The sequence below is a fragment of the Vibrio sp. 10N.286.48.C11 genome, assembly GCF_041469805.1.
GTDB classification, from domain to species: domain Bacteria; phylum Pseudomonadota; class Gammaproteobacteria; order Enterobacterales; family Vibrionaceae; genus Vibrio; species Vibrio crassostreae_C.
Window position 1 is genome coordinate 68,640 of the sequence record NZ_JBFRLK010000046.1, and the last position, 18,255, is coordinate 86,894.

Genomic DNA, 18,255 nt, shown 5'->3' on the forward strand with positions numbered 1-18,255 from the left:
TCCTATTTGCTTGTGTCTAACTGGCTAGTTGGAGCACTAAGCGACTGTAATTGGATATTTTGTAGTACTGAATCCAGCTCTTGTTGGCTGGTGATGCCCACGCCTACCTGTGAAACTGCTAGAGCAGATAGGGCGGTTGCGAATTTAATAAGTTCTGGTTTTGGCATCTGTTGCATGTGACCCCAACATAGACCAGCAACTAAGGTGTCGCCTGCGCCTACCGTGCTTACTACTTGCATGCGCGGTGGTTGAGCATGTAACCATTCACCTTGGTTAAGCCACATCACGCCTTCAGCGCCAAGTGATACCACGATGTTCTCGATGCCTTTTTCACTTAGGGCTTGGCCCGCGTGTTGGCATTGGTCACGAGTTGTCAGCTCTGCATTGAACAGCTGAGACAGCTCTTCATCGTTTGGTTTGATCAACCATGGTTGTGCATTGATACCGGCTTTAAGTGCGTCACGGCTGCTATCAAATAGAACCTTCTTACCTAAATCGTGTAAGCGTTGAACCCAAGAAGCGCAAAGCTCAGGAGAGATACCTTGTGGCAAGCTGCCTGCAATCACGAAGTAATCGTGCGTTTCAGCAAGTTCTAATAGGGTTTCTTCGAACGCTTTAATCGCGTCAGCATCAACAGGAACACCTGGGAAGTTGATGTCGCTTACTTGGCCTGAGTTCTCTACCAACTTCACGTTGATACGAGTCGCGCCATCTACACGGATAAAGCGGTCAGTTGCGCCCATCTGTTCGAACAGTTGGCAGAAGGCTTCTTCGTTATTGCGACCAAGGAAACCTGTTACGGTCACTTTCGCGCCAAGCTCTGAAAGTACTTTTGCTACGTTTACGCCTTTGCCTGCCGCATGTAGAGAGCCTTTGTTCACTAGGCTCACTGAACCCACGTTAAGTGCGTCGATAGCGCCAGTTAGGTCGAGAGCAGGGTTTAGCGTAACGGTAACGGCTTTGATTTGTTTATCAGACATATCTATTCCTTAACCTTCGCCAAGGCCTGAAGCGATAGCTTTACCAATCGATTCAAGTGCTTGTGCTGCATCTTCACCTTCAGCAACAAACTGAAGCTGGTGGCCGTGTTTAACGCCAAGTGCGATTACTTTCATCAAGCTCTTCGCGTTCACTTCTTTTCCGTCGCCATCTAGGTTTGAAACGCGGATAGTTGATTCAAACTTCTTCGCTTCAGCGACTAGCATTGCACCCGGACGAGCGTGCAGGCCGTGTGCGTTTTTGATTTTGAATACTGCGCAGTTGTCATCGTCTTGAGAAGCTGTAGAAACCGCTTCACCTTTCAGAAAACCAATCACTTGCGCTGCGTCAGCGGTTAGCAGTTGTTGCTGTTTACCTTCGAAAACCATCTTGCTTAGGTTTGCTAGGATCGATTGGTGCGCGCTGTTACAAGCAGCAAATGCCACCAATGCTTTAACCGGTGTGCCTTCGAATTCACAATGGTTCGCTGTTGAAACGAAAGACACGCCAGTGCGAGTTACACCTTTATCACTACCCAACAACCACAGGCCTTGGCCTAGGTGAGTTGGTGTTTTTGTCACTAGGTCGGCAACGAATGTGTTGTCTGTGCAACCTGTGTTCTTAAGTAGGCCGCCTGCCACTGCCGACATTTGAACCATGTCGCTTGCTGGGAATAGTAGCTGAACTAAAGAAGCGTCTAGGTCGGCTTCTAGTTGAACTTCGCCGTTAAGTAGGGCGATGATTTCATCTTCTGATTTCGCTTGCTTTAATTTCTCTTCAACACCGTCTGCCGCTAGAACCTTCGTTAGCTGCTTAAGGATGCCTAAGTGCTCGTCAGATTTAGCTGCAATACCAATTGCTACGTAAACACGGTTGCCGTCTGCCCAATCAATACCTTCAGGGAAGTGGTGTACCGCAACGCCTGTCTCTTTCACTAGGCCACGAGTGTCAGTGGTTCCGTGAGGAATCGCGATGCCGTTACCTAGGAACGTAGAGTTCTGGTTTTCACGGTTCAGCATTCCTTCAACGTAGCCAGAGTCAACTAAGCCTTTCGCGGTCAGGTCGCCAGCAATGTTTTGGATAGCTTTGAATTTGTCTTCGGCAGTTTGGCCTAGAGTGATGTCAGATTTTGATAATTTAAGCATGGTGCCTCTTTAGCGTATCGCTTGAGAATTTGTGTATCGCTACGATTCAGTCTAGAGCAAGAATTAGTGAACTTTACTCTTTGCTTTGCTCTTTGTTTTACTTTAGCTGAATCGGTTCAGCATTCGGTGTAAAAAAATTCAGCAAAGCCGATTTTGGTTTTCAAAATAGTTTTGCTGCGTGTCGTAATTTCAGTTTCTTTAATAACGAGAAGTTGAATCACAACAAATGACGCTCAATCCATTCAAAAGGATGATTGAAGTCACTTTTCAGATTTTGCTGAATCCTTTCAGCTTTCATACTGAATCGATTCAGCATATAATTCAACTAATCCGAGGATCAGATCATTGGTTATATGATCCTACGCACAAAATACAGGTCACCCATATGACACTTGATGAAATTGCTAAATTGGCTGGAGTATCGAAAACCACGGCCAGTTATGTCATCAACGGCAAGGCGCAGAAATATAGAATCAGTGAAAAGACTCAGCAGAAAGTCATGGCGGTTGTGGAAGAGTATAACTACCGACCAGACCATGCTGCTTCGTCGCTGCGTGCTGGTAATAGCCGTTCATTTGGTTTGATTATTCCTGATCTGGAAAACAGCAGTTATGCGCGTTTAGCAAAACTGATAGAGCAGAACTCACGTAAAGTGGGCTATCAGATTTTGATTGGCTGTTCAGATGATGACGCTGAAACCGAGCGAAAGGTCGCTGAAGCTTTGGTCAGTCGTCGTATTGATGCTTTGCTGGTGGCGAGCTCAATGCCAGACGCCAACGAGTTCTACTTGAAACTGCAAAACTCAGGTACCCCAGTAATTGCGATTGACCGTCCGTTAGACGATGAGCACTTTGCTTGCGTGATCAGTGAAGATTTCGAGGCTGCATTTGAACTGACCCACTCGATTCTCGATGACAGCATTCATAGTGTTGGCTTGATCGGTGCGTTACCTGACCTGAACATTTCACGTGAACGTCAGCTGGGTTTTGAAGCGGCGAATAAAGCACATACTCAACAAACAAGGCTAGCAGAAAACAAGCCGATGGTAGTGGGTTATGGAGAACACTTTGATAGAGAATCAGGGCGCGAGATTTTTGAGGGTTGGATTGCCAAAGGCACGGTGCCTGATGCGATTGTGACTATGTCTTACACTTTGTTAGAGGGTGTGTTGGATGTGATGGTTGAAAAGCCAGAGCTGATTAATCAAGTAAAACTGGCAACCTTTGGTGATAACCGACTGCTCGACTTCTTGCCTTTTAAAGTCCATTCACTGCCTCAGCAGTTTGAAGTAATTGCCGACAGCGCTTTTGCTTTGGCGCTGAATGCATCGGCTAAGCGTTACCAAGCTGGCATTGAACTCGTGCCAAGAAGCTTAGTGAAACGAGGCTAAACGCGGTTATATTAGGCTAATTCGTAAACGTATCTAGCTTGGGTTTAACAATAACCCCAGTTCTACGACCGCAACAATGCCGAGCAACAAAGCCAACACTTTCCAAAACTGGATCGGGTTTCGGTTTATCAAAGGTTGCTTGGCTTTGCTTTTCACCAAGCTTTGGTTTGGTGTGTAAAGGTCAGCGACAAAATCCCCCAACACTTGATGACGTTCGCTTGGTGATTCCGCGCAGGCTTTTTGTAATACCAAATCCACCCAGCTTGGTAAGTCAGCTCGTTTCTGTGTGATGGGTTGGTATTCCCATTGATGGTGACGAGATTGCTTAAGCGATTGTGCGGTCATTTCAGAGTAGGGTAATTCACCGGTTAGCATCTCATAGCCGATTACAGCGATAGAGAACAGATCAGAGCTGGTGGTCGCGCTGTTGTGCTTGATGGTCTCGGGTGCAATGTAATTGACCGCGCCTAATGGTGTGTCGTCCTTGTCAGTGAGCTCTCCCTCTTCAAGACCTCTCACTAACACCGCACCAAGGTCGATGATTTTTACCTCACCATCACGTTGAATCATGATGTTCTCGGGCTTTAAGTCTCGGTGCACCATGTCTGCACGTTGTAATACTCGAATGCCTTGAGTGATCTTTTCTAATATGTCGCGCACTTCATTGAGTGACGGTTTTGGGTTGTCGTACATCCATTGTCTTAGGGTGATACCTTCTACCCATTCGCAGATTTGGTATAAGAATTGCGAGTTCTCTGGCGTCGGGTAAACCTTCATTACTCTCTTGTTTTTTAACAAGATCCCCGCCCATTGTTCATTAAAGAAAGCTCTGAGTTGCGAAGGGCTATCGTGATATTGAACGGAAGGGACTTTCAGCACGAACTCGGTTTGTGTCTCTTTCTGCATCACACGATACACATGGCTTCTTGACCCTGCATACAACACCTCAAGTACCATGAAGTTGTCGATACTTTGCCCGAGCTTTAAAGCGGGTGGGATTGCCCGTTTAGCCAGCTTCTCATGGAATTCAATCAGCGAAGGTTTAGGCAGATGGCTGACTTGCACAATCAAGCAGCTCACGTTGTCTGAGCTATTGTGGCTTAAAGCGGTGTTACAGATGGTTTGCGCTGCGTATTCGAAATCCGCTCCGGGTTTATCGATGTGTTCTTTGAAGGTGTTGGGAGATACAAACTCGTGCACGCCATCAGATGTCAGGATAAAGCAGTCGTTTTTCTTGATAGGCAGGGTTTGATAGTCAACGTTGAGTTGGTTGTCCATGCCTAAGGCGCGTGTAAGATAATGCTTCTGTCCCATATTTTTACGGGTGTGGTCGCGGGTCAGTTGGCGTAATTCTCCATCTCTGAGTAAGTAAATGCGGCTGTCGCCAACGTGGAATATATGTGCGGTGTTTGATTTTAATATCACGCTGCTGAACGTCGAAACGAGGGCATTGTGGTTCACTTGTTGTGCGGGATGAATATTAGAAACAGACGTGTTGAAGAGCCAAGAATTGAGGGACGTTAAGACCTTTTGCGCCGAACGTTGAATGCTCCAGCTTTGGGGGGTTGCGTAATAGTCGTCGATAAACTGCATCACGCTAGTGTGACTGGCTTTCTGGCCGTGTTCACTACAACTTGCTCCGTCTGCAATGCAGGCAACACTGCCTTTCAACTCTTGCTCTGCGCGAGTTTTAGGGTGTTTTACAATGATGGCATCTTGGTTTTCATCACGTACGCCTTGATTCGAATAACCACCAAACTTAAGCGTTAACTGGTTGTTGGATTCTGGCGTGATGACTTGCCCTTGGCTGAATGAAATTGTCATAACTTGTCTTCTTCTTAACTGCTCTTCTTCCCGCTTCCTTGACAGAACATCCTAGGAAGAACAAAAGCCCTAGTGAACTTAGAGCCTTTGAACGAAGCACCTAGCATTGATGTATCCGCTAAGGTGCCTCTCCCGATTCAATAATATCAATGCTTCTTAGTACAGACCCTAGCTTGAAACATTAATCAGCGTGACACTGCCGTCGTCGTTTACTTCGGCGATTTGACCGTTAGGCTCTTCCATGAACAGCAGAGTCACAAAGCCAAGTACCGCTGTTGCAGCAATCACTAAGAAGAATGTTTGGTAGCTCACGAATGACAACACAGTTAGGTAAACTACCGCACCCACGTTGCCGTAAGCACCCGTCATACCAGCAATTTGACCTGTCATACGACGCTTGATTAGAGGAACCGTTGCGAATACCGCACCTTCACCCGCTTGCACGAAGAAAGAACACGCCATCGCCGCGACAACTGCTAGCCATACAGGCCATGTGCTGTCGACTTGACCCATTGCGAAGTAACCCACCGCAAGGCCAATCGTTAGAATAAGCAGTGTTGGTTTACGACCGAATTTATCTGAAATCCAACCACCACCTGGGCGAGACATTAGGTTCATAAAGGCATAAGCCGATGCAACCATACCTGCAAGAACCGGTGTTAATTCAAAGGTTTCAGAGAAGAACAGTGGCAGCATAGAAACCACAGCCAGTTCAGAACCAAATGTCGCGAAGTACAATACGTTAAGTACCGCAACTTGCTTGAATTTGTACTGGTGAATCTCTGGCACTTCTTCTTTAAATACGTTCTTGTTTACTTTCCAAACTTGCGACACTTCGTACACGTAAAGCGCAGCTAAACCGGCATACACTGAGTAAACCGCCATGTCTGACAACATGTTGATGTTGCTTGGTGATAGCTTCCAAGTCAGTAGCGCTAAAGCGGCATACATAGGGATCTTCATAATAAGTAGGAAGAAAAAGTCACCCTTTGATGTCACTTCCATCGCTGTTACTTGAGCAGGCTTGAAGTAAGTTGAACCTTTTGGTGTATCTGACACGTTTTTGTAGAAGATAAACGAGAACGCTAAGCTCATTACGCCAGTAATACCAACCGCATAACGCCAGCCGTCTTCACCACCAAACGCTAGAGCGAGAGTTGGAAGTGTGAACGCTGCTGCTGCTGAACCGAAGTTACCCCAGCCGCCGTAAATACCTTCTGCAGTACCCAGTTCGTTGTGTGGGAACCATTCAGACACAAGACGAATACCGACAACGAAACCTGCACCAATGAAGCCCAGTAGGAAACGAGCGATTGCTGCTTGAATGAAAGAGTCTGCCAGAGCAAACATGAAACAAGGGATAGAACAGACCGCGAGTAGCGAAGAGTAAACCAACCTTGGGCCGTATCTATCGGTTAGCATGCCTATTGCGACACGTGCCGGAATGGTCAATGCAACGTTGAGGATCAGGAGGGTTTTGATCTCTTCAGTAGAAAGACCAAGCGTAGTTTTTACCATTTGCAGTAGTGGGGCAAAGTTGAACCACACAACAAAGGTAATGAAAAAGGCCATCCAGCTTAGGTGTAATACCTTCATCTTACCCGTAAATGAAAGCAGCGAAAATTTAGTGTTATCCATGGTTTAAATCCTTTAAATCTGGAAAATTACCCGGTTTGTGCACCTGCGTTACTTCCGAACTTAGAACGCTTTTAATGTGCATAAACCATGTGCCGAAATTGCGCACGCTAATAAGCGTTTGCATGATGGTGTCGGCGGTTTAGTTAACTGGCGATAGCAAGTGGTGCGAGAACTTGAACTTGTTCTCCTTGCTTGCGAACTTCAAATTTCACGAGCTTGAGCTCAGGCTGTTCAAGACATTCGCCAGTTTCTAAGTGGTAATGCTGCTTGTATAAGGGTGAGGCCACGTAAGGTTCTCCGCTTAATGAACCAATTATACCACGTGACATCACATTCGCCTTGCCGATAGGGTCGTAATTAGAGAGCCCATAAAGCGTGTCGCTGCGCTTGCAGTAAAAAATAGCCACTTGGTTATCGTCTACTTTGGCGCAAATTCCCCCGTTTGGGGTTAGATCGCTGGTGCTGCATACGGTTGTCCAATTTTCCATGACTTTCTCCTAGTCTAAAATTGAGTTTTTATTTTTTTATTGATGAACCTGATGAACCTGATGAACCTGATGAAATTTATGAAACCTCAGTCACTTCGATTTGGTCTGCTTTTGCGAGCTTTTCATCGCGTTTTGAATTCGAAGCATCACTCAAGCTCGGCTTAGGAAAACGCTGCTCTCGCTCTTTGATGAAAGAGAGGCTAGTGTCCATTTCTTCACTGTTGATGTAGTGCTGGAAGCGCTTCATCTTCTCAGGGTTTTCAATGGTGGTTTTCCATTCACACTGGTACTTCTCGATGTTGAGTGCGATGTCCGCTTCGAGTTCTTCAGCCACGTTGAGCTTGTCTTCAATCACGACTTGCTTGAGGTATTCAATGCCGCCTTCGAGGTTCTCCATCCATACCGATGTACGCTGTAAGCGGTCTGCGGTACGTGTGTAGAACATCAAAACGCGGTCGATGTATTTAAGGAGTGTGGTTTCGTCTAAATCAGTGGCGAATAGGTCTGCATGACGAGGACGCATACCGCCGTTACCACAGATGTAGAGGTTCCAACCTTTGTCAGTGGCGATAACACCAATGTCTTTCGATTGGGCTTCTGCACATTCACGAGTACAGCCTGAAACCGCAAACTTGATCTTGTGTGGTGAACGCAGGCCTTTGTAGCGGTTCTCAAGTCGAATCGCTAAGCCAACACTGTCGTCGACACCGTATCGACACCAAGTGCTACCGACACAAGATTTCACGGTACGAACCGATTTACCGTAGGCGTGGCCCGTTTCAAAACCTGCATCAATCAGCTTTTTCCAGATGATAGGCAGTTCGTTAAGCTGTGCGCCAAACAAGTCGACACGCTGACCGCCCGTGATTTTGGTGTACAGGTCGAACTCTTTAGCGACTTCGCCTAAAACAATCAATTTATCTGGAGTGATTTCACCGCCAGCAATACGCGGAACTACCGAGTAAGTGCCGTCTTTTTGCATGTTGCCAAGGTAGATGTCATTGGTGTCTTGCAGCTCGATATGTTGATCTTCAAGGATGTAATCGTTCCAGTACGAAGCCAGAATCGAACCGACAGCCGGTTTACACACAGTACAGCCCAATCCGTTGCCGTGAGAATCTAACAGCTCGTCGAAGGTCTTGATTTTGTTGACGCGAATGATGTCGGTAAGCTCTTGGCGAGAATAAGCAAAGTGCTCACAGATATCGTTAGAGACTTCCACACCTAGGTTACTCAGTTCACTATCGAGAACCTGTTTCGCAAGGGCAGAACAACCGCCACAACCTGTCGAAGCATTGGTGGTTTCTTTCAAAGCCGCCATCGTGGTGCAGCCAGCAGAGACCGCGTCTTTAATGTCGCCTTTGGTCACATCAAAACATGAACAGATCACAGCGCTATCAGGCAGAGCTTCAACACCCATTGCCGAACCTGAATCATCTGCGACATTAGGTAGAATCAGTACTGATGGGTTTTCAGGAAGGGGCATATCGTTTTGCTTGATTTGCAGTAGCGAACCGTAGGCTTCTGCATCACCGACCAAGACGGCACCGACAATCTTTGTGCCGTCAGCCGAGATGATCAGGCGCTTATAAACTTGTTCAATTTCATCGTTATAAGTATACGATTGAGCACCTTCTGTCTTGCCGTGTACTTCGCCAATACTGGCCACATCGACGCCAAGCAGTTTGAGCTTGGTGCTCATGTCAGCGCCGGTGAATGCAGCGTCGTCAGTACCGTCAGAGACAATATGCGAAGCCGCGATTTTTGCCATCGAATAACCGGGTGCCACTAAGCCGAAGATCTTGTTATCCCAAAGGGCACATTCACCAATGGCGTAGACGTTTTCTATATTGGTTTGACAGTGGTTGTTGATCACAATACCGCCGCGCTCGCCAATTTCGACATCAGAGCTTCTTGCTAGCTCATCTTGAGGGCGAATACCCGCAGAGAATACGATCATGTCGGTTTCTAAATGGGTGCCATCGGCGAAGTTCATGCGGTAGCGAGCGTTTTCGCCATCGACTATTTCAGAGGTCGCTTTCTCGGTATGAACTTGCACACCAAGGTCTTCAATTTTTTTGCGTAATAGGGCACCGCCACCGTCATCTAATTGAACCGCCATCAGGCGAGGCGCAAATTCAACCACATGGGTTTCTAAGCCAAGGTTTTTGACTGCGTTTGCGGCTTCTAAGCCCAGCAGTCCACCACCAATCACCACGCCCGATTTGCTGCCTTTACTTGAGAGCTCAATGGCGTCTAAATCTTCGATGGTGCGATAAACGTGGCAGTGTTCTTGGTCGTTACCGGGAATAGGGGGAACAAAAGGGAATGAGCCGGTCGCCAAGATTAGCTTGTCGTAACTTTCAACGTGACCACTTTCAGTGATGACTTGTTGATTGGCGGTGTCTAGCTTGGCAACCTTCTGGTTCAACAAGTAGTTCACGCCGTTGCTTTGGTAATACTCTTCACTGGTCAATGACAGGTCATCAGCGCTTTTACCATTAAAGTAAGCCGTTAGCTGAACACGGTCGTAGGCCAGCCTTGGTTCTTCACTGAAAGTAATCACATCAAACTCATCACTGTCTGATTGCAGGATGTTGTCGATAAATTTGTGTCCAACCATGCCGTTACCAACAACGACGATTTTCTTCTTGCTCATAATCCATTCCTTATTCTCGGCGTCACCATCACTAGCATCTAATTTCTAGTCGTTAGCAGATGAATACCGGGTTGAGATTCCACTCAATTCATAATCATCAAGAAAAACAAAAATGTTTTTTCTAAGTCTTGGTTTTTAGTGGAGCAAGGAGGATGCCAGATTACGGTTCGTTCATTTAAATAAAAATTAACTTATAATTTTCAGTGGTTTAAAAAATAGAGGTAGCACGCAATTACCCCTAAAGTGGTATGTAAAATTTTTGTTAGATTTATATAAATGAGCGTTTGTGGTGCAACTTTCAGCAAGATGGTGCAAAAATTAAGTTTCTATCTTGGTTAAGTTCTAATTGGTTCATTGCTGATATTTGTGTTTTTATTAAGTTGTTGTTTTTAAATGAAATTATTTGCTATGCATCAGCTGTTATTAAGTGGCGTGTTATTTGCTTGTTTTCACTTATTACAATTATGGATAATTGAGCGAGAAACGGATGACCGATTCAAACAGCGGCTGGATAAAATCGACCTGTGCTTATTGTGGTGTAGGGTGTGGAATAGAAGCGAGACCGACATCGCTAGGAAAACTAGAAGTGCGTGGTGATAAAGATCATCCATCAAACTATGGAAAGCTTTGTACTAAAGGGATCGCGCTTGGCGACACCGTCACGCCTTTAGGTCGTCTTACACAGCCTGCTTATATTCAGAATGAGCAAAAACAACAGCTGGATTGGAACAGTGCCACTCAGTTGGTCGCAGACAAATTTAATCAAACCATCGAAGAATTTGGGGCCGATTCGGTTGCGTTCTATGTGTCTGGTCAGCTGCTTACCGAAGACTATTACGTTGCCAATAAACTGATGAAAGGCTTCATCGGCAGTGGCAACATTGACAGTAATTCTAGGCTATGTATGGCTTCAACCGTGGTCGGGCATAAGCGAGCATTTGGCGCAGACACAGTGCCGGTGTGCTATGAAGATCTCGAGCAAGCCGATCTAGTCGTGATTACAGGCTCTAACCTAGCATGGTGTCACCCGGTACTTTTCCAAAGATTAAGAGCCGCGAAACAAGCCAACCCCGCATTGAAAGTCATCGTCATCGACCCGCGTTATACCGACACTTGTGAAATTGCAGACATTCACTTGGCATTGGAATCAGGCTCAGACGTCGCGTTGTTCAATGGTTTATTGGGTTACCTCGATGATAACGACAAGCTAGATACAGATTACATAGAAAACCACACTCAAGGCTTTACTGAATCGATTCGATCTGCGACTCACTACCGTTATACAGAGTCAGGTTATACCGAATCAGGCTGGGGCGACAAAAGTGTTCCTGAACTTACAGGGTTAACAGAGCAGCAGCTAAAACAGTTCTACAGTTTGTTTGCATCGAACGAGAAGGTGCTGACCATTTACTCCCAAGGCGTGAACCAATCGACACAAGGGTGCGATAAGGTAAACGCCATTATTAACTGCCATTTAGCCACCGGGAAAATTGGCAAGCCGGGCATGGGGCCATTCTCTGTAACGGGCCAGCCGAACGCGATGGGCGGACGTGAGGTGGGCGGTTTAGCCAATACCTTAGCGGCGCACTTTGAATTTGGTGACCCGCAATCACACCAAACCGTGAGTGAATTTTGGCAGACCGACAACCTAGCAACACATGCGGGTTTAAAAGCGATTGACCTGTTTGATGCCATGAATGAAGGCAAAATCAAAGCGGTGTGGATCATGGCAACCAACCCTGTTGTGAGCCTGCCTGATAGCGAAAAGATCAAAGCGGCATTAGAGAAGTGCCCGTTTGTGGTGGTGTCGGACTGCATTGCTGATACAGAAACCACACGCTTGGCCGATGTAGTGCTACCCGCACAAGGGTGGAGTGAGAAATCGGGCACTGTGACCAACTCTGAACGCCGAATCTCACGTCAACGCCGCGTGTTACCAAGCCCAGGGGAAGCCAAACCCGATTGGTGGATATTAAAAGAAGTCGCACAAAAAATGGGATTCAAAGAGCAATTTGAGTTCCGTCACGAAGGTGAGATCTTCAAAGAGTATTGCGAGATGACAGCGCTCGGCAATGAAACGGGCAAAGCGCGTGATTTGTGCTTAATTGGATTAACCAAACTGGATGAAAAAGGCTATGGCGAACTCACTCCACAGCAATGGCCAGTGTTAGAGTATCAACCAGAGATCATTGAGCAACGCATGTTCACCAATGGCGAGTTCTTTACTGAATCAGGCAAAGCGCAGTTTATTGCAGTTGAGCACGACAAACCGATTGCCGATACCAGCCTTGAATTCCCGCTTATCATGAACACAGGTCGAATCAGAGACCAATGGCACACCATGAGCCGCACAGGTTTGGCGGCAGGTTTAGGTGAGCATACCCCTGAGCCTTTTGTTGCGATGCACCCAGATACCGTTTCAGAACTGAACTTGGATGAGTTTGGGCTAGATGCTTTCAACCACGCCACTATTAACCCAGTGGTGAAAGTGCGCAGCGCACAAGGGGAGTGCCAAGCCCGCTTAGTGGTGACCAAAGAGATGCGCCGTGAACAAGTCTTCATGCCTATCCATTGGAACGCACCGACCGCCAAAGACAGCAAACCATGTGACTTGATCTTGCCTCATACCGATGCAGCTTCTGGTCAACCTGAATTCAAGCATACCCCAGTAGTGGTTGAACCATGTGGTTATCGCAGTGAAGCCGCACTAGTCAGCGACAAAGTGATGGACTGCAGTGGCTTTGATTACTGGGTTCGCCAAAGAGTGGAGGGCGGTTTTCTGTATCGCATCTCATCATCTAAGAACCCTATGGAGCTGGTTATTCAGCTTGCTAATACCCTCGATGCCTTGCCAGAACCTGACGCAGAAGCGATTAAATCACTCCATTACCACGGCAATAAATCATTCAAGAACTACGGCTCTGCCAAGCTAGGTCAGTCTGGTGTAAAGCAAGCCTTCGTGGTGAACAGTAAGCTAGACCATCAAAGCATTGAATGGCTAGTGGAGTGCCTAACAAGAGAAGCCGATGAAGAGTTCGAAGCCGAGTTTTTGAGTACTATGGCGAAGTAGTTACTTCCTCTTACTTATCCATACCTACAGCGTAAACGCCGACAATCATGTCGGCGTTTTTGTTTGAGAATACAACTTCCAAGATACAACCTTCATAGCCTGAACTGCGGTTTACTCACATATTGGGGAGTTTTCTGCATTTTGCCGGAACTATATGGAAAATTTCTGCTTTTCGTCATGTTTGATACAAAGATAAGTAGGTAAGATGATGTTATTAAATGAGTTATTAGACTAAGTGCAGCGAGTCTTGGAAACTAGACAGAATTGTTTCAGGGACAAAATGCAGAATTATTCTGTCTAATATAGCTGTTATGCATTAACGGAGAAATTAGTAATTGAGCACTGAAAAGAAAACACGAGACGAAAAAGTTACGTTTCAAGTGAATAAAAATGTAAATAAGATTTCGTTTACGTATGAGCCTTTACGAGACGGCTTAATAATTCCTGAAGCAGATCCTAGTACGATTCGTGTTGAGCGCAGTTATGAAAGGGCTTCAGGCAAGCCGAAAGTTTTAAGCAGTGTTCAAGGACATAGTGAGTTCGCAGCATTTGATGTCGATACAATGTTACTGAATGGATACGATTACATCATTAGCGTTGATACCAATTCTCGCGAATACAATGGACAGAAAATTAGCATTTGTACTTGTTACCAAGTGCCAGGAAAAGTTTCACAGTATGTGGGTACCGACGGTGTTCCTTTTATTCACCTTGGCTCGTTCATTATTGTAAACCCGCAACCTCACATTAACCCAGAGCTTATAGGTTGGCATCTCGTAATCACCAACTTTTTACGATTTCCATTTGATACAGGTAAAGAAATGCTCGCTATCATTGTTGATAGCGAAAAAGATTCATTACCAGAATTTAACAAGCGTGTTAAACCCTACTTTAAATCGAGTTATCTACATCATCAGGTAAAGCTTTGTTATGCGTCAGACAAAGATAAGGATACGTTAGCAGGGCAAATGCTCAAAATGTGTCATAACACATCAAATCAGATCTTTAGACAAATGCAGAGTAAGAAAACAGTTCTACCCAAACTAACTAATGGATTAGGTGTTTGTGATGGTTACGTACAAGTCGCGGGCACAAATGCATAACAACAATCTGTTTAAGAGGGATTCGCAACGCGTGGCATTTTTACTATGCGTTGGTTTTAGTGTTTAAGGCGGTATGCGGCAACTTCGGTATTGCGTTGCTCACCCCTTAACAGGGCTACATGGATTCCCCCGGTTGTCAAACATCCGCTAAACTTATGTTGATGGGTTTTGGACTGCCGCTCTACATTCGGCCTACTTATCGACGATTCGCATACGTCGTGGCCCTGATGACTTTGCGCGACTGCGGTGCCTTATTCGTTAGATGACATCTAGTGTGTCCGCCGCATTAACAGGCTCTCCGCAAGTGGTCTTAACCTATCTCCATCATTAGCGTCTGCAATGACCCGGTGGGTTTAACTCTCTATGCTGCTTAGGTTTCTACTTAAGCAGCATAGTTTTCATATTCGGTTTGATTGTGTAAAAGCGACCATATAATTCGTGCGTTCTTCGCGGCAAGTGCCACTATCGCTCGGTTCATTCCTCTTCGTTCTAGAACGCCTCGACACCACTGACTTAGCTTATCTTGCTTGTCGCCAAGGTTGGCAATGACTGTCCTTGCGCCATGAACTAATAGTGTTCGTAAGTATTTATCACCGTGTTTGGTTATCCGACCTAAGCGAGGCTTTCCTCCCGTCGAATATTGCTTTGGTACTAGTCCTAGCCAAGCAGAGAAATCACGGCTTTTATCAAATTGAGAACCATTGCCTATCGAAGCAAGTATCGCAGTAGCGGTTTGCGGTCCAATGCCACGAACCTTCATCACTCGTTGAACATTAGCGCTGACCTTAGCAAAAGACTCGAAGACTTGTTCAGTATCGGCGATACGTTGATTCAACTCTCCAAGGTGGTGATAAGCATCGGCAATCCCCGTTCTTGCGAGATGTGGCAGTTCATTTTCTGCATCTTCAAGCATTAAGGGAACGTGTTTCATCAATGAAGAGCGACCAACGGGAATGATCAACCCGAACTCAGAAAGTAGGGCGCGCATGCGATTCATAAGCGCGGTGCGTTCACGAACCCAATGCTCTCTCATTCTATGTACCGATAGGATGGCTTGTTGCTCTGGTGATTTTACGGGCACAAAGCGAGTGGATGGTCGCTGAACAGCTTCGCAGATAGCTACTGCATCATTAAGGTCGTTCTTTCCCTTAGTTCGATAAGGAATTACGTATTTAACAGCCATAATACGGGCTTCGTGACCGAGTGTATTGAGTGTTCTTGCCCAATAATGTGCACCACCACACGCTTCAACGCCTATACGCATGAGTGGCATATTTGCTATTGTAGTCAGTAGTTTAGAGCGGGTTACTGACTTATGAAGTATGACCTTACCATTTTGGTCTACGGCATGAAGACTGAAGTGGTTTTTAGCTAGGTCGATACCGCAGAAATAAGAATAATCAGACATGGTGCCTCCGATGCATTTAAGTACCACATAAGTGTGGCAGATCCTCGGTAGGGGGAATCCATGTCATTCGTTGATACCGCAATCAATCATCTAACCTTTTCATAGCTTTACGGTAAACATCGCTACGTTCGCGTTTTCCGACTGCTAAGACGGTTACAATGATGACATCGTCTTCAACTTTGTAGACGAGACGGTAGCCCGATTGGCGCAGCTTAATCTTATACATGTTGTCAGCTCCAGAGAGTTTTGAAGCCGGAACATGCGGGTTATCTAAACGCTCGATTAGCTTTTTCTTAAATTGTTGTTGAAGCGTTGAGCCAAGCTTTTTCCACTCTTTGAGTGCACTCTTTTTAAAGTCGAGTTTATAGGTCATCAATATTTACCGAAATACTCTCTTCAGATTCACGCTCTTTCGCAATAGTTAGTAGTTCAAGATCTTCGAGTCTGTCCATCATCATTTCGTACGCTTCGGCTGGTACGCAATAAAATGCTGGCTCATTTCGGTTCAGTACAGCAACAGGTTCACCGTAAGCACTAGTTGCAACTTTCATAGGGTTAGCTTTCAACTCAGTAATGCTTGCAGCAACATCGGCTAAAATTCTAGTGGTCATGTAATAGGTCTCTTAAGTGGTCTTTGTTTTGGTCATTTTAGCCTCAACCAAGAGGTATAACAAGTTGCTTAAGAATAATTCGCAACGCGTGGCATTTTTACTATGCGTTGGTTTATGTGTTTAAGGTATTATGCGGAGGCTAAGGTATTGGTTTGCTCACACCTTAGCAAGGCGTAAAGTGTCGATATCTTGGGATAATAGTTCTAGATATCTAATTCAGAATAGCTGCGTAAACCTTAATTTAGAGGCTCTTGAACCATGGTATTACTTATAGTTTGGTTGGCTATTTGGGTTTCTTCAGCCAAACCACTTGCTTCTGTCGCCCGACGAACATACCGCATTAGAGTACAAAGTAGTTCGAATGGTTGGAAAAGTATTTTGTTTTCTATATTGGCTCACCTTACCTTTGTTCAACTATTTAGCTTTCCTGTAGATAGTTGGTTTTACTGGGTACTTCCAGTACTAAATGTTTTGTTTGTTATGCACATGCTCTTGCTCTTGGATTTGGTTCTAGATCGTTATAGTGTGGTTGATACTTCACGTTTTACCCATCGTTCAATTGCACCTTTTTTGGTGTCATGTAGTGCATTTATTGCAATGCTTTTCTACTCAGCTTATCTCAATGATGCAATACTGAGGGGAGTATGTATTGCTGCTCTCTCAATAGGTTTGACAGGGTTTCTAGTAACTTATAGAAATGTAAAATAGGGTCATACAGCTAACAGAGTATTTTAGGTTGATAAGAACCAAGCAAACCACAAAGGGCGCCAATAACGGCGCCCTTTGTGTTAGTTGGAAACGCTATAAGTGTCGTAGTCGCGAAGTAAGAAGATCGCAATACAGGCTGCGAGCATTGGCCAAGAGGCGAAGAACAGTAGGTTGTTGAACGGGTCCATGTATTTTCCAAAAGAGGAAAAGGTTGAGCCTGCATGAAGGACTAAAATGGCTCCGTAGGTGTACTTTTTCCACATGCCTACAACGAATGCGCCTAAAAATCCGAGCTGCGCGACACCCAGAGCCATCATCGCATTGTTCGAGATGTCGATGCCGTAAAAGCCAGACAGTACTTTTGTCGCGTGCTCAGGGACTAGGATCTTATCCAAGCCCCAGAATAAGAAGACGATAAAAATGCCGATTCTCAGCAGTAGTAGGCTAGTTGCCAGTTTGGTTTGAAGTGTCTTTTCCATGATATCCCTTGTGATGCATTCAATGATGCGATGATTTAAATGTTCATCAAAGGAGACCCATAGCCTTCGCGTTTTCTTTCGCAGTTTTTTAGTGCCTTATGTAACAAGGAATGTCTGATTAACCTTTGCTTATATAATATGTCATTTTTTTGATGTGGTATCATTCACGCAGTTAACTGTTAATGGATATATAACGTGAAAAAATACCTACTATTATCGCTTTCGGTTTTAATTTTGGCTGGTTGTGGAGCCCCTCGTTACACTGGGAGCGCGATTCCAGAACCTACGACTGAAGTTGATGTTGTTATCGTTAAAGACGCTGAAACACGTGAAGGGTTTTTAAATACTATGGAAACGTGGCTGCAAGATAACGATTATACCTACACCGTCGTACCTGATAAGTCGAAGCACGATCTTGATAAGCTGACATTGGAGTATGAAGGCCATTGGAGCTGGGACTTAGCGTTGTTCTTAAAGCAAGCGGAGATCAATGCTTATCAGAACGGACAAAGAGTAGGTGAAGTAGAATTTAAAGTCCCATACACGGCTAACCCAAACAAATTTGGTAATGCAGCTAAGCGTATTGGTTTTATGATGGATACGGTATTTGGTAAGAAAACTGCTGAAGAAGCAACGAAAGCAGCTAATTCATCAGATTCAAAAGCGACGAACTAGTCTAATTAGTTTACTAACTTATACCTTTGTTCGCTTTCTATTTTTCTTTAAGCTCTGCTCGAATAGACGAATAGACGAA

Annotated in this window: 14 protein-coding genes; 4 read left to right on the forward strand and 10 right to left on the reverse strand. The window is 45.4% G+C overall.

The window, feature by feature from the left end; all coding sequences use genetic code 11:
• Nucleotides 1-2 precede the first annotated feature (2 nt).
• Nucleotides 3-980, reverse strand: a complete 978-nt coding sequence (gene pfkB / locus AB4209_RS12790) for a 1-phosphofructokinase (RefSeq protein ID WP_017090852.1) — start codon at nt 978-980, stop codon at nt 3-5.
• Between the two features lie 9 nt (nt 981-989).
• A complete protein-coding gene (gene fruB / locus AB4209_RS12795; RefSeq protein ID WP_102319849.1) occupies nt 990-2,123 on the reverse strand; it encodes a fused PTS fructose transporter subunit IIA/HPr protein in 1,134 nt (377 codons plus the stop codon).
• Nucleotides 2,124-2,508: 385 nt separating this feature from the next.
• Between fruB and cra the strand changes: the two genes are divergently transcribed.
• A complete protein-coding gene (gene cra / locus AB4209_RS12800) occupies nt 2,509-3,513 on the forward strand; it encodes a catabolite repressor/activator (protein WP_029222703.1) in 1,005 nt (334 codons plus the stop codon).
• 33 nt (nt 3,514-3,546) lie between these two features.
• On the opposite strand, the gene AB4209_RS12805 is transcribed toward cra, so the two are convergent.
• The 4 genes from AB4209_RS12805 to nirB all read right to left on the reverse strand — a co-directional run bounded on the left by AB4209_RS12805 (nt 3,547) and on the right by nirB (nt 10,122).
• Nucleotides 3,547-5,337, reverse strand: a complete 1,791-nt coding sequence (locus tag AB4209_RS12805) for a bifunctional protein-serine/threonine kinase/phosphatase (protein ID WP_017067038.1) — start codon at nt 5,335-5,337, stop codon at nt 3,547-3,549.
• Nucleotides 5,338-5,505: 168 nt separating this feature from the next.
• Nucleotides 5,506-6,975 carry a NarK family nitrate/nitrite MFS transporter gene (locus AB4209_RS12810; RefSeq protein WP_017060867.1) on the reverse strand — a complete coding sequence of 490 codons (1,470 nt, stop codon included), beginning with the start codon at nt 6,973-6,975 and terminating at the stop codon, nt 5,506-5,508.
• A gap of 143 nt (nt 6,976-7,118) precedes the next feature.
• On the reverse strand, nt 7,119-7,463 hold the full coding sequence (gene nirD / locus AB4209_RS12815; RefSeq protein WP_012600889.1) for a nitrite reductase small subunit NirD: 345 nt from the start codon (nt 7,461-7,463) through the stop codon (nt 7,119-7,121).
• Between the two features lie 76 nt (nt 7,464-7,539).
• Nucleotides 7,540-10,122, reverse strand: coding sequence for a nitrite reductase large subunit NirB (gene nirB, locus AB4209_RS12820; protein WP_102393557.1), 2,583 nt, complete (start codon nt 10,120-10,122; stop codon nt 7,540-7,542).
• A gap of 472 nt (nt 10,123-10,594) precedes the next feature.
• Here nirB and AB4209_RS12825 point away from each other — a divergent pair, with 472 nt between their 5' ends.
• The gene (locus AB4209_RS12825; RefSeq protein WP_102393556.1) at nt 10,595-13,192 is read left to right on the forward strand and encodes a molybdopterin oxidoreductase family protein; all 2,598 of its coding nucleotides are present in this window, start codon (nt 10,595-10,597) and stop codon (nt 13,190-13,192) included.
• 380 nt (nt 13,193-13,572) lie between these two features.
• Nucleotides 13,573-14,295 (forward strand): hypothetical protein, encoded by a 723-nt coding sequence (locus tag AB4209_RS12830; RefSeq protein WP_170964219.1) that lies wholly within the window; start codon nt 13,573-13,575, stop codon nt 14,293-14,295.
• A 382-nt stretch (nt 14,296-14,677) separates the two neighbouring features.
• Here the strand turns inward: AB4209_RS12830 and AB4209_RS12835 are convergent, their stop codons facing one another.
• From AB4209_RS12835 to AB4209_RS12850, 4 genes are all read right to left on the reverse strand, one after another.
• Nucleotides 14,678-15,703: an IS110 family transposase gene (locus tag AB4209_RS12835; protein ID WP_102427734.1), complete on the reverse strand. Its 1,026-nt coding sequence runs from the start codon at nt 15,701-15,703 to the stop codon at nt 14,678-14,680.
• Between the two features lie 82 nt (nt 15,704-15,785).
• Nucleotides 15,786-16,076, reverse strand: coding sequence for a type II toxin-antitoxin system RelE/ParE family toxin (locus AB4209_RS12840; RefSeq protein ID WP_005377002.1), 291 nt, complete (start codon nt 16,074-16,076; stop codon nt 15,786-15,788).
• Complete coding sequence (locus tag AB4209_RS12845; RefSeq protein ID WP_004730320.1) at nt 16,066-16,314, reverse strand: type II toxin-antitoxin system Phd/YefM family antitoxin; 249 nt, start codon at nt 16,312-16,314, stop codon at nt 16,066-16,068. The genes AB4209_RS12840 and AB4209_RS12845 overlap by 11 nt, the downstream gene beginning before the upstream one ends.
• Nucleotides 16,315-17,102: 788 nt before the next feature.
• Nucleotides 17,103-17,501, reverse strand: a complete 399-nt coding sequence (locus tag AB4209_RS12850; protein ID WP_017067715.1) for a hypothetical protein — start codon at nt 17,499-17,501, stop codon at nt 17,103-17,105.
• Nucleotides 17,502-17,696: 195 nt separating this feature from the next.
• On the opposite strand from AB4209_RS12850, the gene AB4209_RS12855 reads away from it, so the two are divergent.
• Nucleotides 17,697-18,176 (forward strand): Sbal_3080 family lipoprotein, encoded by a 480-nt coding sequence (locus tag AB4209_RS12855; protein WP_017068825.1) that lies wholly within the window; start codon nt 17,697-17,699, stop codon nt 18,174-18,176.
• Nucleotides 18,177-18,255: the final 79 nt, after the last annotated feature.